A 16,399-nucleotide genomic window follows, 5' to 3' on the forward strand; every position below is an offset into this window, starting at 1 on the left:
GGCTCAGCCAGCTCTCGCGACGGAACTGCATCCACCGCACCGGGCGACGGCGCCAGCCGTCGCCCGGTGCGGTGGATCGGCGCGTGCCCGGCGCCTCCCCACCGCCAACCGCCGAGCAGGCCGCCCCGCCTTCGAATTGATACATCCGGGACCCTGGATTACCGGTCTGTTAAGTCCTACTGTGCGGTAACAAAACCGAAGAGCAGCGGAGGGCTCGCGACCATGGCGCTGGATGTCCCGTACCGTTCCATTCCCGACATGCTCCGCAGCCGGGTCACCGCCACCCCCGACCGACGCGCGCTGGGTTATCCGACTCCCGACGAACAGGTGGCGTGGCTGACCTGGGCCGAGGTGGGCAGGCGGGCGAACGCCATCGGCGCCGGGCTCATCGGGCTGGGCGTGCGGCCCGAGGATCGGGTGGCGATCCTCTCCAGCACCCGCCTCGAGTGGGTGCTCGCCGACTTCGGCGTGATGTGTGCGGGCGCGGCGACCACCACCGTGTACCCGACCACCGAGCCCGACGAGGCGACCTACATCGTGCGCGACTCGGGCTCGACCGTGCTGATCGCGGAGGACGCGGCGCAGGCTGCCAAGGTCGCCGACGCCGGGCTGCGCGAGGTGATCGTCATCGACGGCGACGCCCCGGGCGCGATCAGCCTCGCCGAGCTGGAGCGCCGGGGCACCGAGGCGCTCGCCGGGGACCCCGGCCTGGTCGATCGCGTCGTCGACGCCATCCAGCCCGACCAGCTGGCCACGCTGATCTACACCTCCGGCACCACCGGGCGGCCCAAGGGCGTCGAGTTGCTGCACCGCGGCTGGTGCTGGCAGGGCATCGTGCAGGCGGACACCGGCGTGATGCACGACGACGACCTGCAGTACCTGTGGCTGCCGCTGTCCCATTCGTTCGGCAAGGCGCTGATCTGCGGGCTCACGCACGCCGGGCTACCCACCTATGTGGACGGTCGGGTGGACCGGCTGGTCGAGAAGCTGGGCCAGGTGCGCCCGACGCTCATGTGCTCCGCGCCCCGCGTGTACGAGAAGGTCTACAACGCCGCGGTCAGCACCGCGATGAGCGGTGGCGGGGCCAAGGCGAAGATCTTCACCTGGGCGGTACGGGTCGGCCGCGAGGCGCTGCGGCACGAGCAGGCCGGTACGCCGATTCCGGCCGGCCTGGCGCTGCGCCGGCGGATCGCGGACCGGCTGGTCTTCGCCAAGCTGCGCGCCCGGCTGGGCGGCCACATCCGGGTGCTCGTGTCCGGGTCCGCCCCGCTGGCCGATCAGATCGCCGAGTTCTTCGCCATCGCCGGCCTGCCGATCCTGGAGGGGTACGGGCTCACCGAGTCCAGTGCGGCGAACTTCGTCAACCGGCTGGGCCAGGTGCGCATCGGCACGGTCGGCAACGCCGTGGGCGACCTGGAATGCCGGCTGGACTCCGACGGCGAGATCCTGCTGCGCGGTGCGCCGATCATGCGCGGGTACCACAACCTGCCCGAGCAGACGGCGGCCGTGTTCACCGAGGACGGGTTCCTGCGCACCGGCGACATCGGTGAGCTGGACTCCGCCGGGTACCTGCGGGTGACCGACCGCAAGAAGGACCTCATCAAGACCTCCGGCGGCAAGTACGTCGCGCCCTCGCACCTGGAGGGGCTGTTCAAGTCGCTGTGCCCGTACGCGTCGCAGGCGCTGGTCATCGGCCAGTCGCGCAACTTCTGCACGATGCTGGTCACGCTGGACCCGGACGCGATCGCCGGGTGGGCGCGGGGCGGCCCGCTGGCCGGCCGGCCGTACCAGGAGATCGCCGCTTCACCCGCGGCCCGCGAGCTGATCGCCGGCTACGTCGAGCGGCTCAACGGCGAGCTGAACCGCTGGGAGACGGTCAAGAAGTTCGCCATCCTGCCGCGCGACCTGTCGATCGAGGACGGCGAGCTGACCCCGTCGATGAAGGTCAAGCGTCGGGTGGTGGAGCAGGCGTTCGCGGCCGACATCGAGTCGATGTACGCCGGCACCCTCGCCGAGATCTAGAACCGGCTCGGACCGGCCCAGCTCCGCTCAGGCGACCAGCCGGGCTGTGCTCGCCTCACCAAAGACCGGCTCAGGCGACTAGGGCGGGGGATTCGTAGCTGCGCCGGTACGGGCGGTCCAGCTCGCCCCGGGCCCGCACGATGCGGTCCACCGCGGCGAGCAGGTCGGCCTCCGGCAGTGTGAACGGCATGCGCAGGAAGCGCTCCATGGTGCCGTCCATGCCGAAGCGCGGACCGGGCGCCAGCCGCACCCCGTCCTGCTCCACGGTCCGACACAGCGGGCTGGAGATCGGCGCGTCCAGCTCGAGCCAGAGCGTCACGCCGCCGGCCGGCACCCGGAAGCGCCACTCGGGCAGCCGTTCGCGTAGCGCCGCCACCAGCACGTCCCGCTGCCGGCGCAGCCGGGCCCGCCGGGCCTCGACCACGGTCTGCGCGTGCGCCAGCAGCCGGGCCGCGACCAGCTGCTCGATCACCGGCCCGGACATGTCCACGCCGACCCGCACGGCGGCCAGGCGCTGCACGATCGGTGCCGCCGCACGGATCCAGCCGATACGCAGGCCACCCCAGTAGGTCTTGCTCATCCCGCCGATCGACAGCACGCGGGCGTGCCGGTCGAATGCGGCCACCGGCGGCGGCATCTCGTCGATGTCCAGCGCGAGGTCCACAAAGGACTCGTCGACGATCAGGTCGGTACCGGCGGCGTGCGCGGCGGCGGGCAGCCGCTCGCGCAGGTCCACCGGCATCAGGTGGCCGGTCGGGTTCTGGAACTCCGGGATCAGGTACGCCGCCCGGGGCCGGTTCTGGCGCAGGATGTCGAGCAGCAGTTCGCGGTCCCAGCCTGCCTCGCCGATCCCGTACGTGACCATCCGGGACCGCCTCGCCGCGAAGCCGACCAGCGCGTTGGGGTAGGTCGGGGACTCCACCAGCACCGGCTGGCCGACCGGCACCAGGAGCCGGATCGCGAGGTCCAGCGCGTTCTGCACGCCACTAGTGATCATGATCTGATCCGGCCCGGTGGGCAGGCCGCGGTCGGTGTAGCCGCGGGCGATCGCCTCGCGCAGCTCGATCAGCCCGACCGGGTGGTATCCCACGTCGCCGAGGTAGCGCGGCAGGTCGGTCAGCGCCTCGGCGGCCGCCGAGGCCAACTCGGGCGGCGCGTCCAGGGCGGCACGGCCAAGGTCGATCATGTCCGGCGCGGGGCTGGCGGTCCAGATGCCGGCGGCACCGACCCGGGCACCGCCGGGCATCGTGGTCCAGCTTCCGGCGCCACGCCGGCTGGTCACGTGGCCGGTCTCCCGCAGCAGCCGGTACCCGGCGGTGACCGTGGTGCGGCTGATGCCCAGGGCGGCGGCCAGCTGCCGCTCGGCGGGCAGCCGCACCCCGAGCGGCAGCCGACCGTCGCTGAGCAGCCCACGCACCGCCGTGGCGAGCGCCGCGTAATCCGGCACTCCCCGGCCGGCGTCCCATCTGCCCAGCAGGCGGGCCAGTTGGCTGCCGTGCAGCACGCTTGTCACGTCCAAACCCCCGAAATTGGCTCTTTGCCTCACCCCGATTGGCCCTCAGAGTGGCATCCATGACCAAGATTGGCAACTCACGGCACCCGAGGCGGCTGGCCCAGCTCTACACCGGTCTCATCCTGTACGGCGTGAGCACCGGCCTGATGATCCAGAGCCATCTCGGCAGCATGCCCTGGGACGTCCTGCACCAGGGCATCGCGCGCCACACCGGGCTGGCGTTCGGCTGGGTGTCCATCGGCGTCGGCGCGATCGTGTTGCTGTTCTGGATCCCGTTGCGCCAGCGCCCCGGCCTCGGCACGATCAGCAACGTAGTGATCATCGGCCCGGTGGCCAACGCCACCCTGGACCTTCTCCCGGCACCGCACCCGATCGCGGCGCGGGCGGCGCTGCTGGTCTCCGGCATCGTGCTCAACGGAGTGGCCGGCGGCCTCTACATCGGAGCGTCGTACGGGCCCGGACCGCGAGACGGCCTGATGACCGGGGTGGCGGCCCGGACCGGGCGGTCGATCCGCCTGGTCCGGACCGGGATCGAGGTGGTCGTGGTCATCGCCGGCGCCGTGCTGGGCGGCGTGTTCAACGTGGGTACGGTGCTCTACGCGCTGGCCATCGGCCCGCTGGTGCAGCTGTTCCTGCCGCTGTTCACGACGCGCCGGCCGGCGACTGCGACTGACCGGCCGGATCCAGCCGCCGGTACCGCACCCCGAGCACATCCAACCGGCTCAGATGCCCTGACAGCCGACCGGTGAACTCGGCCAGGTCGCGCGGCTCCGGTGCCGCCCAGCCGATCTCGGCGAACGCCGCGAGCCGGGGGAACGCACGGTACTCGACCAGGTCCGGGGTCGGCAGGTATTCGCTCCACACCTGGCCCTGCACGCCGAGGACGTCGCCGGGGCGGTACCCGTACATGGTGGACAGCGGCAGGGTGCCCCGGATCGCCAACGGCTCATCGGGCGAGTTGGACTCCGCCCAGTCCAGGTACGCGTACTCCTGCGGCACCGCGACCACCCGGAAACCGGCCTCCTGGGCGGCGGCCACCCGCGACGCGTCCTGCCAGGCGAAGACGAGCGACCCGGGCGGCGGGTTGCGGTCCAGCAGTTCGTCCCAGACCGCTATCCGCCGTCCGTGGCCGGCCAGGTGCTCGGCGAGCCGGCCCGCCCACCAGCCCACCAAGCCGTCCACTCTGGACAGACCGGCGGCCTCGGCCCGGCGCCGGGCCGACTCCGACGCCAGCCACTCGTCCGGTGGCACCTCGTCGCCGCCCAGGTGGATGTACTCGAACGGGAACACGTCGACAACCTCGTCGAGCACGTCGGTGACGAACCGCACCGTGGCGTCGTCGACGTTGAGGATGTGCTGCGAGATCCCCCACGAGGTGCGCACCTCCAGCTGCCGGCTCGGATAGTTGCCCAGCCACGGGTAGGCGGAGATGGCGGCCTCCATGTGGCCGGGCACGTCGATCTCCGGCATGATCGACACCCCGCGCCGGGCCGCGTACCCGACCAGATCGCGCAGCTCCTGCTGGGAGTACCAGCCGCCGTGCGGGGTGCCGTCGAACCGCCCCTCCCGGGCGTGCCCGGCCGCGGACTCCCGTCGCCAGCCGCCGACCTCGGTCAGCTTCGGGTATTTCCGGACCTCGAAGCGCCAGCCCTGGTCGTCGGTCAGGTGCAGGTGCATCCGGTTGAGCTTGTGCATGGCGAGCAGGTCGACGTACCGGTACAGGAACTTCAGCGGGTGGCACCACCGGGCCACGTCCAGCAGGCCGCCCCGCCACTCGTACCGGGGCACGTCCACGATCTCGACGCACGACACCTCCCAGCGCATGCCGGGCACCAGCTTGTCGGCGTAGACCTCCACCGGCAGCAGCTGGCGCAGCGTCTGCACCGCCCAGCGCAGGCCGGCCTCGGTACCGGCCGCCCTGATCCCGTCCGGCGACACCGCCAGCCGGTACCCCTCGGCGCCGAGCGCGCCGTCATCGACGACCTCCAGCTCGATGCCCCCCGAGCCGGGCGCGAACCGCAGCCCGGTGGCCGGACCGATCAGCTCACGGACCAGGTCGGCGAGCGGTTCGGGGGCGAGCAGCGGGGTGCTGTCGTCGAGAGTGAACACGCCGTCCCGTGCGGACAGCGTGATGGGCTTCGGCACTATCGGTCGGGCATACATTGAGTTAGCGTACGTCACCGTGTGCCACCGACGCACGCTATGGTGGAACGCATGACGGTACGAGTTCCCATCCGCCGGTTGCAGCGTCACGCCAGCGAGGTCATCGCGCAGGTCGAGGCCGGGCAGCGGGTGGAGATCACTCGTAACGGCGTGCTGGTGGCCGTGCTCAGCGCGCCCGATCCCGAGGTGGCCGCCTGGGAGAAGCTGATCGCGTCCGGGGCAGTCGACCCCGACGAGGACCGGATCGGCGGCCTGGCCGGCTGGCGCACCCCGCGCGGCACCTCGTCCAACCGGCTGACCGACGCGCTGCACGAACTGCGCGACGACGAGTCTGAGCGGTGATCTACCTCGACTCCTGCGCCCTGGTGAAGCTCGTCAGCCCCGCGCCGGAGACCGACGCCCTGGAGAACTACCTACGCGCCCACGCCGACCAGCGACACGTGGCCAGCGCGCTGGTGCGCACCGAGGTCCGCCGCGCGCTGCGGCGCATCGACGCCCCGGCCAAGCTGCTGCACACCGGTGACCGGCTGCTCGCGGCGGTCATCACCATCGCGCTGAGCGAACAACTGCTGGACGCGGCCGGCCGGCTGGCCGATCCCGGGCTGCGCAGCCTGGACGCGATCCACCTGGCCACCGCGCAGAGCCTGGGCGCGGCGCTGACCGCGTTCGTCACGTACGACCGGCGGCTGCTCGGCGCCGCCAACCACGCCGGGCTGCCCACGGCCGCCCCGCGCTGACCTCGCCCCGGGAAATAGCGCGGCCGTGCCTCGACCCCGGCTCAGCGGACCGGGTAGCCCCCGCCGCGCAGCTCGTCCTTGACCGCGCCGATGGACACCTCGCCGAAGTGGAACACGCTCGCCGCCAGCACCGCGTCCGCGCCGGCGTCCACCGCCGGCGGGAAGTCGGCCGCCCGCCCCGCGCCACCCGAGGCGATCACCGGGATGGACACCGCCGCCCGCACCGCCCGGATCAGCTCCAGGTCGAAGCCGTCCTTGGTGCCGTCCGCGTCCATCGAGTTGAGCAGGATCTCGCCGGCGCCCAGGTCGGCGCCGCGCGCCGCCCACTCGACCGCGTCCAGTCCGGTACCGCGCCGCCCGCCGTGCGTCGTCACCTCGAACCCGCTCGCCGCCGACGGCGAGCGACGCACGTCCAGCGATAGCACCAGCACCTGCCGCCCGAACCGCTCGGCGATCTCGGACAGCAGCTCGGGCCGGGCGATGGCCGCGGTGTTCACGCCGATCTTGTCCGCGCCGGCGCGCAGCAGTGTGTCCACATCGGACACCGCGCGCACCCCACCGCCGACGGTCAGCGGGATGAACACCGACTCGGCGGTGCGCCGCACCACGTCCAGCATGGTGGAGCGGCCATCGGCCGAGGCGGTGACGTCCAGGAAGGTCAGCTCGTCCGCACCGGCCGCGTCGTACGCGGCGGCCAACTCGACCGGGTCGCCGGCGTCGCGCAGGTTGAGGAAGTTGACGCCCTTGACCACCCGGCCCGCGTCCACGTCCAGGCAGGGGATGACCCGTACAGCAACGCTCATGCCGGATCCTCGCTTCGCTGCGGTCCGACACGAGGCACCAACGCGCTGCAACTCCGATTCACTCGCTGACGCTCGCTCATGCCGGATCCTCGCTTCGCTGCGGTCCGACACGAGGCACCAACGCGCCGCAACCCCGACTCACTCGCTGACGCTCACTCATGCCGGATCCTCGCTTCGCTGCGGTCACGCTCATGAACTCAGCACCGCGAGGGCCTCGGCGACCGTGAACGCTCCGGCGTAGAGCGATTTGCCGGCGATGACGCCCTCCACGCCGTCGGCCTCCAGGCCGGCCAGCGCGCGCAGATCGTCCAATGTGGACACACCGCCGGACGCGATCACCGGTGCGTCCGTGTGCGCACACACCTCGCGCAGCAGGTCCAGGTTCGGGCCGGTCATCGTGCCGTCCCGGCGGATGTCGGTCACCACGTACCGCGCGCAGCCGGCCTTGTTCAGCCGCTCCAGCACCTCGAACAGGTCACCGCCGTCGCGCGTCCAGCCCCGGGCCGCGAGCGTGTGCCCGCGCACGTCCAGCCCGATGGCCACCCGGTCGCCGTACTCCCCCACGACCCGGTCGCACCACTCGGGGTTCTCCAGCGCCGCGGTGCCAATGTTGACCCGTGCGGCGCCGGTGCCCAGCGCCGCGCGCAGGGACTCGTCGTCGCGGATGCCGCCGGACAGCTCCACCTTGACGTCCAGCCGGCGCACCACGTCGGTCAGCAGGGCGGCGTTCGAGCCCCGGCCGAAGGCCGCGTCCAGGTCCACCAGGTGCACCCAGGAGGCACCGTCGCGCTGCCAGGTCAGCGCCGCCTCCAGCGGATCGCCGTAGTTCGTCTCGGTGCCGGCCGCGCCGTTCACCATGCGTACCGCCTGGCCATCGGCGACATCAACGGCGGGGAGCAGGGTCAGCATCGGGTGTTCCTCTCTAGCGGCGATCGAAGGTCAGCACAATGATCGCCGGCAAAGCCACGATCACGAGGGCGGTCAGCGCGATGCGGGCCCCCAGATCCTCGACGTACATCCAGACCAGCGCTATCGCGACCAGGGCGGCGAGCCCGATCGCGGCCCGCTGGGCCCGGGTGCGTCGCGGGTAGAGCCGGCCGGTGCGCCGGTCGGGCAGGCGCGGCGTCACCCGGCGCACCAGCGCGCGCCGCCGCGCCCGACGGGTCGCCGCACGCTCCCGGGCGGCCTGCTCGCGCTGGGCCTCGGCCAGCCGTACCGCCCGACGCGCCGCGCGTTCCTTGCTCATCGCGCCACCTCCTCGCCACCGTCATGGCGGTCACAGGGTAGCGATCCAGTTGCGCAACAGGGTGGCCCCGGCGTCCCCGGACTTCTCCGGGTGGAACTGGGTGGCGCACAGGGCACCCCGCTCGATCGCCGCGACGAAGGGCGTACCGTGCTCGGTCACCGTCACCACTCCCTGCCCCTCGGCCGGGCGGGCCGCGTACGAGTGCACGAAGTAGAACCGGGTACCCGCGGCCACCCCGTCGAACAGCGCGGAGCCGGCCGGTACGGCGACGGTGTTCCAGCCCATGTGCGGCACCCGGGGCGCCTCCAGTCGGGACACCACGCCCGGCACCAGATCGAGGCCCTTGGTCACCAGTCCATGCTCCTCACCGGAGGAGAACAGCACCTGCATACCCACGCAGATGCCCAGCACCGGCGCGCCGGCCGCGACCCGCTCGGCGATCACCGGCCCGGCGCCCAGCGCCTCGATGCCGGCCATGCACGCCGCGTACGCGCCCACGCCCGGCACCACCAGTCCGTCCGCCGCCGCCGCGGCGGCCAGGTCGGCGGTCACCGTCACCTGGGCACCCACCCGAGCCAGAGCCCGCTGCGCCGAGCGCAGGTTGCCCGAGCCGTAGTCCAGGACGACGACCGACGGGCCCGGTCCGGCGCTCACGACGACGCGCCGTGAGGGAACAGCCAGAGCACCCCCGCGGCCAGCGCGATCACCCCGAGCACGGCGACCACCACGATCGCCGGCCGGCGCGCGCCCTGGCTGCGCAGGGACCAGGCACCGCCGAGCAGCACCCCGCCGACCGCGCACAGCACCACCGCGAGCATCTCTACAGCACGCCCTTCGTACTCGGTACCCCGGCCGCCCGTGGATCCGGCGCGACCGCGTCGCGCAACGCCCGCGCGAACGCCTTGAACTGCGCCTCCACCACGTGATGCGCGTCCGGCTGGCTGCCCGGGCGCCCGGCGCGCAGCACCGACACGTGCAGCGTCATCCGCGCGCTGTGCCCCAGCGACTCCCACACATGCCGGGTCAACGAGGTCGGGTAGATGGGCCCGATCCGCGGGGCGATGGCGGCGGGCTCGTCGTGCACGACGTAGGGCCGGCCGGACAGGTCCACCGCCGCCTGCACCAGCACCTCGTCCAGGGGGATCAGGGCGGCACCGTAGCGGCGGATGCCGCGCTTGTCACCCAGCGCCTCGGCCAGCGCGGCGCCCAGCGCGAGCGAGGTGTCCTCCACCGTGTGGTGGGCGTCCACCTCCAGGTCGCCCTCGGTGGCCACCCGCAGGTCGATCGATCCGTGCTTGGCGATCTGGCCGAGCATGTGATCGAAGAAGCCGATGCCGGTGGCGATGTCGGCGACGCCGGTGCCGTCGAGGTCCAGCTCCACCAGCACCTTGGTCTCGGCGGTCGAACGCTCGATCCGGGCGCTGCGGTTGGCGCGGCCACCCCGCCACACGCTCATCGGGCTGTCACGCTCGCTCACACCAGCTCCTTCATCGCGGCCAGGAAGACGTCGGTCTCCGCCGGAGTGCCGGCCGAGACCCGCAGCCAGCCCGGCAGGCCCACGTCGCGGACCAGCACGTCGCGCGTGAGCAGCGCCTGCCACACCGCCTTCTGGTCCCGGAACTGTCCGAACAGCACGAAGTTCGCGTCGCTGTCGGCCACGGTCAGACCGTAGTCGCGCAGCGTCGCGACGATCCGGTCGCGCTGGTGCTTGACCGCCTCGACGGTGTCGAGCAGGACGTCCGCGTGCGCCAGCGCCGCCGAGGCGGCCGCCTGGGTCAGCGCCGACAGGTGGTACGGCAGCCGGACCAGCTGGACCGCCTCCACCACCGCCGGATCCGCCGCCAGGTAGCCGAGCCGGACCCCGGCGAGCGCGAACGCCTTGCTCATCGTGCGGGTCACCACGAGCCGCTGGTGCCCGGGCAGCAGCTCCAGCGCGCTGGGCGTGCCGGGCCGGCGGAACTCCGCGTACGCCTCGTCCACCACCACCATGCCGGGCGCCTCGTCGAGCACCGCGGACACCACGTCCAGCGGCAGCGAGGTGCCGGTCGGGTTGTTCGGGGAGCAGAGGAACACCACGTCCGGCCGGTGCTCCCGGACCTGCGCCACCACGTCGCTCACGGTCAGTCCGAAGTCGGCCGAGCGCCGGCCGTCGATCCAGCCGGTACCGGTGGCCGTGGAGATCAGGGGGTGCATCGAGTACGCCGGGGTGAACCCGAGCGCGGTGCGCCCCGGCCCGCCGAATGCCTGCAGCAACTGCTGCTGGACCTCGTTGGAGCCGTTGGCCGCCCAGACCCGGGAGGCGTCCAGCCCGTGGCCCAGGTACGCGGCCAGCCCGGCGCGCAGCGCCACGGCCTCCCGCTCCGGGTACCGGTTGAGGTCGCGCAGGGTGGCCGCCAGCGCCCGTTCCATGGCGGCGACCACCTCGTCGGGCAGCGAGTACGCGTTCTCGTTGGTGTTGAGCCGCACGCTGACCTGCAACTGCGGCGCCCCGTACGGAGTGTGCCCGCGCAGCTCATCCCGGATCGGCAGCCCGGCCAGGCCCGCGGTCACGCCGCACCGCCCCGGGCGTCGCCGGCCACCCCGTCGGCGTCCGGGAACCGGGCGGTCACCGCCTGGCCGTGTGCCGGAAGATCCTCGGCGTTGGCCAGGGTCACCACGTGACCGGCCACCTCCCGCAGGGCCCGCTCGTCGTACTCGATGAGCTGCACCCCCCGCAGGAACGTCTGCACCGACAGGCCGGAGGAGTGCCGCGCGCAGCCGCCGGTGGGCAGCACGTGGTTGGAGCCGGCGCAGTAGTCGCCCAGTGAGACCGGCGACCACGCGCCCACGAAGATGGCGCCGGCGCTGCGCACCCGCTCGGCCACGGCCCGCGGCTGCCTGGTCTGGATCTCCAGGTGCTCGGCGGCGTACGCGTCCACCACCCGCAGCCCGGCGTCGATGTCCTCGACGAGGACCGCGGCCGACTGCGACCCGGACAGTGCCTGGCCGATCCGCTCGGTGTGCTTGGTCGCCGTCACCTGCGCCGCCAGCTCCCGCTCGACCTCCGCCAGCAGCTCGGGCGACGTGGTCACCAGCACGCTCGCCGCCAGCGGGTCGTGCTCGGCCTGGCTGATCAGGTCGGCCGCGACGTGCCGGGGATCGGCGGTGTCGTCGGCCAGGATCGCGATTTCGGTCGGGCCGGCCTCGGCGTCGATGCCGACCACGCCGCGCACCAGCCGCTTGGCCGCGGTGACCCAGACGTTCCCCGGTCCGGTGATCAGGTCGACCGGCTCGGACTCCTCGGTGCCGTACGCCAGCATCGCGATCGCCTGCGCGCCACCGACCGCGTATACCTCGTCGACGCCCAGCAGGGCGCAGGCGGCCAGGATGTGTGGGTGGGGCAGGCCGGTGTCGCGCTGCGGCGGGCTGGTCACGGCTATCGACTCGACCCCGGCCACCTGGGCCGGCACCACGTTCATCACCACGCTGGACGGGTACACCGCCAGGCCGCCGGGGACGTAGAGGCCCACCCGGCGCACCGGCCGCCAGCGCTGCGTCACCGTGCCGCCGGCCGCCAGTGTCGTGGTGACCTCCTGCCGGCGCTGGTCGGAGTGCACCGTGCGGGCGCGCTCGATGGCGGTGCCCAGCGCCTCGCGCAGTGCCGGATCCAGTGCCTGGGCTGCGGCCTCCAGCTCCCCGGCCGGCACCCGCAGGGCGGCCAGGGTGACCTTGTCGATCCGATGGGTAGCCTCGATCACCGCTCGCGCACCATGCTCGCGAACCGCCTCAACGATCGGGCGCACCTGCTCGGTGGCCACCGTCACGTCCAGTCCGGCACGCGGCAACAGCCGCTGCAGGTCCGCCCCGCTGGGCAGGGCCCCGGGTATGCGCAGGTCGATGCGGTTCAACACGGTGGCAAGTGTAGGCGGCCAGGATCCGGACCAACCGCCCACGCCCACGCGTTGAGACAAGGCGGACACCCCGCGCCTTCGATGTGAACAGCCATCAATAGAAGCAGTAACTTATAGAAATCCTCGGTACCCGACTCGGATACGCTCGGCAGGTGACCGACGAGCTACCCCTCTTCCCCCTGGGAACGGTGCTCTTTCCCGGGCTCGTACTGCCGCTGCACGTGTTCGAGGAGCGCTACCGCGCGCTGGTGCGCCGGCTGACCGACCGGCCCGAGGGTGAGCCCCGCGAATTTGGCGTGGTGGCCATCGAGCGCGGCTGGGAGGTAGACCACCACGCCGGGTCCAGCACCTCGCTGACCCTGCACCAGATCGGCTGCACGGCCCAGATCCGGCAGGTGACCGAGCACCCCGACGGCCAGTTCGACCTGGTGACCGTCGGGCACCGCCGGTTCCGCATCGAACAGGTCGACGCCGACGCCGAGCCGTACCTGGTCGCCAAGGTCACCTGGCTGGACGAGCCGGAGGATTCCGCCAAGGCCGCGGACCGGCTGGTCCCGGGCGTGCTCGAGCTGTTCCAGCGCTATCTGCGGCTGATGCGGCCGGATCGGGAGGGCGAGCAGCTGCCCGAGGACGCCACGGTGCTGTCCCACCTGGTCGCCGCCACCACCGCCCTGCCGCTGGCCGACCGGCAGGCGCTGCTGGCCAGCCCGGACACCACCAGCAGGCTGCGGGCCGAGCGCGCCATGCTGCACCGGGAGGTCGCGCTGCTGCAGCGGGTACGGGCGGTGCCGGTGCCGATGTCCGAGCTCGCGGTGTCCACCAGCCCCAACTGAGCGGACCCGACCGGGCCCGGACGCGACGACCGGGGTTCAGGAGTCCGAGGCCGGCGCGGTCGGGCCGCTGGCGGGTGGCTCGGGGTGATCCGGGCCGGGGCGATTCGGCTCGGCGGGCGGCTGTGCGGCGGGCGGCTGTGCGGCGGGCGGCGCCGCGGCGGGCGGGGCCGGCGGGTAGCCGCCGTTGGGCGGGGTCAGCGGGTAACCACCGGCGGCCGGCGCCGGGTAGTAGTCCCCGGCCGGCAGGTAGGCCGGCGCGCCCGGCTGCTGCGCCTGAGCCGGGTCCGGGCCGCGCAGTGACGGATGGGCGGAGAACCCCGCCAGCAGCAGGTAGAGCGCGCTCGCGGCAATGGCCAGCGCCAACACGTCGCCCCGGGCGTACGGCAGCCAGTGGTGCCACAGCCCGGTCTCCTGCACCCGCAGGTTGACCGGGGCCAGGAACTGCGTCCCGTTCGGCGCGTCGCGCACCAGGTTCACGAAGTGGGCGTACCCGATGTGGTGGCCGAACTTCAGGGTCAGCACCCCGCCGAACACACCGCCGACGGCCAGCCCGAGCAGCATCAACCCGCCCCGGTACCGGCGCAGGAGGACCCAGGCCAGCACGGCCAGCAGCAGCCCGGCCACCACCGTGATCAGCAGGTACCAGCCCTCCTCGGCGATCATCTGCTCCTGCTCGGGCTGGGCGAGCACCGCCGCGCCCGGGATCTTCTCGGCCGGTACCCACGGCGCGGCGGCCGACCAGAGCCAGCCCAGCGGGAAGCCCAGAGCGGTGATCAAGGCGGCGACCCCGACAGCGAGCAGCACCTCACGGATCCGGGACGGCGGCGGCGGCGTGGGCGCGGTCTCCGCGGCGAACGGCCCGGCGGGCGCGGCGAGCCCGGGGGGCCCGAACTCACCCGATGGCGGGTCGCCGAACTCCGAAGCCGGTGACGCCGCGTGCGCCGGGGCTACCTGCGCCGGGTTGACCGGCGACGGGGCTGCCTGCGACGGAGTCACCGGCGCGGGGGAGCCGAACTCAGGAGCACCCGGCTGCGGGACGGTCGGCTGCGGGGTGGTCGGCTGCGCGGCGCCCGGCCGCGGTGCGGCGGCCGGCGGTGTGGTCGGGGCCGTGTCGGACGGCTGCCGTTCTCCCGCCTGGTCCGACCCGTCGCCCGAGGGGCGCGCGCCGTTCCCCGAGGAGTCCGGGGTTGGGGTTGGGGTGCTCACCGAAAAATCCTTGCACGGTAGGTGGGGTTCGTCCGACCATCCCCACGCGGCGCGGCGGATCCCACCGATCGTCGGGTTCGTCGCCGGACGCGCCGAAGCGGATGCCTTACGAGCGGGCCGACAGCGGGTCCTCGGTGTCCGAATCGAGGATGTCCTTGACCGTCTTGGGCGCCTCAACGTCCGGCACCGGCCACGGGTCGCCCAGCAACTCGGCGGCCGCGAGGTCGACCGAGTCGAACTCCTCCGCGTGCCGCGCGTCGATCGGCTGCGCCAGTTGCCGATCGCCGGGCCTCGGCCGGGCGTTGGCGTGCGGGAAGACGAAGCGGCGGAACGCCCAGAACCGGAAGATCATTGCCACCAGCGTGCCGACGATCTGCGCGCTGACAAAGTCGGAAATCTCCTGGGTGAACCGGCTGACGTTCGGGGTGTTCAGGTGCAGGACGTAGCGGCTGAGCCCCAGCGGCATCACGGTGAGCGCCACACCGATAGCGCTGATCAGGAAGAACAGCATCGCCTCGTGATGATTCGCCCGCCCGCCCCTGGTCCGGAACGACCACTGCCGGCTCAGGACGTACGAGACGACGGTGGCGACCGTGGTGCTGACCACCTTGGCGCTGAGGGGCTTCGCTTCCAACAGCGTCGACTTCAGCCCGAGGAAGATGGCCGTGTCGATGAGGAAGGTGGTTCCGCCCACCACCACGAACTTGACCAACTCGTGATGGCGGTGCAGCTGCTCCCGGATGGGCCGCGGCAGCTTGCTCATTATGGCGTCGGTTACCGGCACCATCGCAGTGTAGGAACGCATCCTGGAAATTACCTGGCAAACCTCTCCACGATCACTGCGGCGGCCTGTAGCCAGGCCTGGCGCGTCGACGCTCGCAGCATGGGATATTCGATCGAAGATCCGCTCTCCAACGACGGGTCGTAGGGTACCACCGCGACCGCCCGGGTACGCGTGGCGAAGTGCGCGGCGAGGTCGTTGAGGAGCGGCGACGGGTTGGGCGTTGGGCAGGACAGCAGGGTGACCGCCTGCTCGGCGAGCTGGCCCATCCCCCATTCGTGTAACAGGTCGAGCATCCAGTCCGCGGTGAACGCGGCGTCCTCCCTGGGCACCGATGTGATCACCAACTGGTCGGCCGCCTGTAGAACCGTCTGCCAGTTCGGGCTCTCCACGTTGTTGCCGGTGTCCACGCAGATCACGTCGTGGGTGCGGCGCACGAGCTCGATGACCCGACGCACGGTGTGCGGATCGAGCCGTTGGGCGAATCGTGGGCTCTCCTCGCCGGCCAGCACGTCGTAGGACCCGTCCGAGGCGTGTCGCAGGTAGTCGTCGAGCCGCTCGTTCAGCTCCTGCCCCTGAGACACCTCGATCATCGTCAGGTCGGCGATGAGGTGCCGGATGGTGCGGGCGTGTCGCGCGGAGCCGGCCCGCAGCCCCAGGGTGCCGCGCAGCTCGTTGTCGTCCCAGGCCAGCACCCCGCGACCGCGTACGCTGCCGATCGTCGCCGCGCACAGCACCGTGGCGGTGGTCTTGTGCACGCCGCCCTTGGGGTTGGCGAAGGCGACCACGCGCGAGCCGCCCAGATCCCGACGCAGGGTGGCGATCAGCTGGTCGGAGACGCTCTGCCGGGCGGGCTGCCACTCGATCTGACCGCCGAACCCGCTCGGCGCGCTCTCCACCTGTGGGGGCCGGCGCTGCTCGACGACCTGACCGGGAAGCGGGACAGACGGGACGGACCGGTACGCCTCGACCTGATCCTCCTCTGGACGGTTTCCCAGCAGCGCCCGGTCGAGTATCGAGCGCCACCGCGGAGTCGGCGTCGATGCGCTCCAACCGGTCTCCGCGCGATCCACGCTGGCCCTCCTTACCGCCGGCTCGTTCGCCTCACCGCAGCGCGCCCGCCGGAGGTCAGTCCACGCGAGCGCGCTACGTCTACTCTCCCATGTTCCCGGCCGCCGCGCGCCGGTGCATCCGGCTAGGTCCGG

At 72.5% G+C, this 16,399-nt stretch carries 17 protein-coding genes and 1 pseudogene; 5 read left to right on the forward strand and 13 right to left on the reverse strand.

Translation table 11 applies throughout. The features are described 5' to 3' along the window. Window positions 1–222 precede the first annotated feature (222 nt). Window positions 223–2,022, forward strand: a complete 1,800-nt coding sequence (locus tag ABEA87_RS33070; protein WP_345636360.1) for an AMP-dependent synthetase/ligase — start codon at window positions 223–225, stop codon at window positions 2,020–2,022. Window positions 2,023–2,092: 70 nt separating this feature from the next. On the opposite strand, the gene yczR is transcribed toward ABEA87_RS33070, so the two are convergent. Continuing rightward, a complete protein-coding gene (gene yczR, locus ABEA87_RS33075) occupies window positions 2,093–3,535 on the reverse strand; it encodes a MocR-like transcription factor YczR (protein ID WP_345636362.1) in 1,443 nt (480 codons plus the stop codon). Window positions 3,536–3,594: 59 nt separating this feature from the next. Between yczR and yczE the strand changes: the two genes are divergently transcribed. Beyond that, window positions 3,595–4,284, forward strand: coding sequence for a membrane protein YczE (gene yczE, locus ABEA87_RS33080; protein ID WP_345636364.1), 690 nt, complete (start codon window positions 3,595–3,597; stop codon window positions 4,282–4,284). On the opposite strand, the gene ABEA87_RS33085 is transcribed toward yczE, so the two are convergent. Further along, on the reverse strand, window positions 4,178–5,698 hold the full coding sequence (locus tag ABEA87_RS33085; RefSeq protein ID WP_345636366.1) for a beta-N-acetylhexosaminidase: 1,521 nt from the start codon (window positions 5,696–5,698) through the stop codon (window positions 4,178–4,180). The two genes, yczE and ABEA87_RS33085, sit on opposite strands and share 107 nt — an antisense overlap. Before the next feature lie 51 nt (window positions 5,699–5,749). Here ABEA87_RS33085 and ABEA87_RS33090 point away from each other — a divergent pair, with 51 nt between their 5' ends. Next, window positions 5,750–6,040: a type II toxin-antitoxin system Phd/YefM family antitoxin gene (locus tag ABEA87_RS33090; protein ID WP_345636368.1), complete on the forward strand. Its 291-nt coding sequence runs from the start codon at window positions 5,750–5,752 to the stop codon at window positions 6,038–6,040. Further along, window positions 6,037–6,435 carry a type II toxin-antitoxin system VapC family toxin gene (locus tag ABEA87_RS33095; protein ID WP_345636370.1) on the forward strand — a complete coding sequence of 133 codons (399 nt, stop codon included), beginning with the start codon at window positions 6,037–6,039 and terminating at the stop codon, window positions 6,433–6,435. Before ABEA87_RS33090 ends, ABEA87_RS33095 begins: the two co-directional genes overlap by 4 nt. Before the next feature lie 41 nt (window positions 6,436–6,476). Here ABEA87_RS33095 and hisF read toward each other — a convergent pair whose 3' ends face one another. The 8 genes from hisF to hisD all read right to left on the reverse strand — a co-directional run bounded on the left by hisF (window position 6,477) and on the right by hisD (window position 12,374). Beyond that, window positions 6,477–7,238, reverse strand: a complete 762-nt coding sequence (gene hisF / locus ABEA87_RS33100) for an imidazole glycerol phosphate synthase subunit HisF (protein ID WP_345636372.1) — start codon at window positions 7,236–7,238, stop codon at window positions 6,477–6,479. Between the two features lie 189 nt (window positions 7,239–7,427). Further along, window positions 7,428–8,147, reverse strand: coding sequence for a bifunctional 1-(5-phosphoribosyl)-5-((5-phosphoribosylamino)methylideneamino)imidazole-4-carboxamide isomerase/phosphoribosylanthranilate isomerase PriA (gene priA / locus ABEA87_RS33105; protein WP_345636374.1), 720 nt, complete (start codon window positions 8,145–8,147; stop codon window positions 7,428–7,430). Between the two features lie 13 nt (window positions 8,148–8,160). Next, complete coding sequence (locus tag ABEA87_RS33110) at window positions 8,161–8,484, reverse strand: hypothetical protein (protein ID WP_345636376.1); 324 nt, start codon at window positions 8,482–8,484, stop codon at window positions 8,161–8,163. 30 nt (window positions 8,485–8,514) lie between these two features. After that, the gene (gene hisH, locus ABEA87_RS33115; RefSeq protein WP_345636378.1) at window positions 8,515–9,138 is read right to left on the reverse strand and encodes an imidazole glycerol phosphate synthase subunit HisH; all 624 of its coding nucleotides are present in this window, start codon (window positions 9,136–9,138) and stop codon (window positions 8,515–8,517) included. Then, window positions 9,135–9,302 (reverse strand): hypothetical protein, encoded by a 168-nt coding sequence (locus ABEA87_RS33120; protein WP_345636380.1) that lies wholly within the window; start codon window positions 9,300–9,302, stop codon window positions 9,135–9,137. The genes hisH and ABEA87_RS33120 overlap by 4 nt, the downstream gene beginning before the upstream one ends. A gap of 2 nt (window positions 9,303–9,304) precedes the next feature. Further along, the gene (hisB, locus tag ABEA87_RS33125) at window positions 9,305–9,940 is read right to left on the reverse strand and encodes an imidazoleglycerol-phosphate dehydratase HisB (RefSeq protein WP_345636444.1); all 636 of its coding nucleotides are present in this window, start codon (window positions 9,938–9,940) and stop codon (window positions 9,305–9,307) included. Between the two features lie 17 nt (window positions 9,941–9,957). Then, the gene (locus ABEA87_RS33130; protein ID WP_345636381.1) at window positions 9,958–11,034 is read right to left on the reverse strand and encodes a histidinol-phosphate transaminase; all 1,077 of its coding nucleotides are present in this window, start codon (window positions 11,032–11,034) and stop codon (window positions 9,958–9,960) included. Further along, window positions 11,031–12,374 (reverse strand): histidinol dehydrogenase, encoded by a 1,344-nt coding sequence (hisD, locus tag ABEA87_RS33135; RefSeq protein WP_345636382.1) that lies wholly within the window; start codon window positions 12,372–12,374, stop codon window positions 11,031–11,033. The genes ABEA87_RS33130 and hisD overlap by 4 nt, the downstream gene beginning before the upstream one ends. A 152-nt stretch (window positions 12,375–12,526) precedes the next feature. Between hisD and ABEA87_RS33140 the strand changes: the two genes are divergently transcribed. After that, window positions 12,527–13,207 carry an LON peptidase substrate-binding domain-containing protein gene (locus ABEA87_RS33140; protein ID WP_345636383.1) on the forward strand — a complete coding sequence of 227 codons (681 nt, stop codon included), beginning with the start codon at window positions 12,527–12,529 and terminating at the stop codon, window positions 13,205–13,207. Window positions 13,208–13,243: 36 nt separating this feature from the next. Here the strand turns inward: ABEA87_RS33140 and ABEA87_RS33145 are convergent, their stop codons facing one another. From ABEA87_RS33145 to ABEA87_RS33155, 3 genes and pseudogenes are all read right to left on the reverse strand, one after another. Continuing rightward, window positions 13,244–14,413: a hypothetical protein gene (locus ABEA87_RS33145; protein WP_345636384.1), complete on the reverse strand. Its 1,170-nt coding sequence runs from the start codon at window positions 14,411–14,413 to the stop codon at window positions 13,244–13,246. Between the two features lie 106 nt (window positions 14,414–14,519). After that, window positions 14,520–15,176 (reverse strand): GtrA family protein, encoded by a 657-nt coding sequence (locus tag ABEA87_RS33150; RefSeq protein WP_345636385.1) that lies wholly within the window; start codon window positions 15,174–15,176, stop codon window positions 14,520–14,522. Window positions 15,177–15,226: 50 nt separating this feature from the next. Then, window positions 15,227–16,057: pseudogene (locus ABEA87_RS33155) on the reverse strand (MinD/ParA family ATP-binding protein); the annotation flags it as partial. Window positions 16,058–16,399 lie beyond the last annotated feature (342 nt).

This window comes from Rugosimonospora acidiphila, assembly GCF_039543385.1.
In the GTDB taxonomy this organism is placed as follows: Bacteria; Actinomycetota; Actinomycetes; order Mycobacteriales; family Micromonosporaceae; genus Rugosimonospora; species Rugosimonospora acidiphila.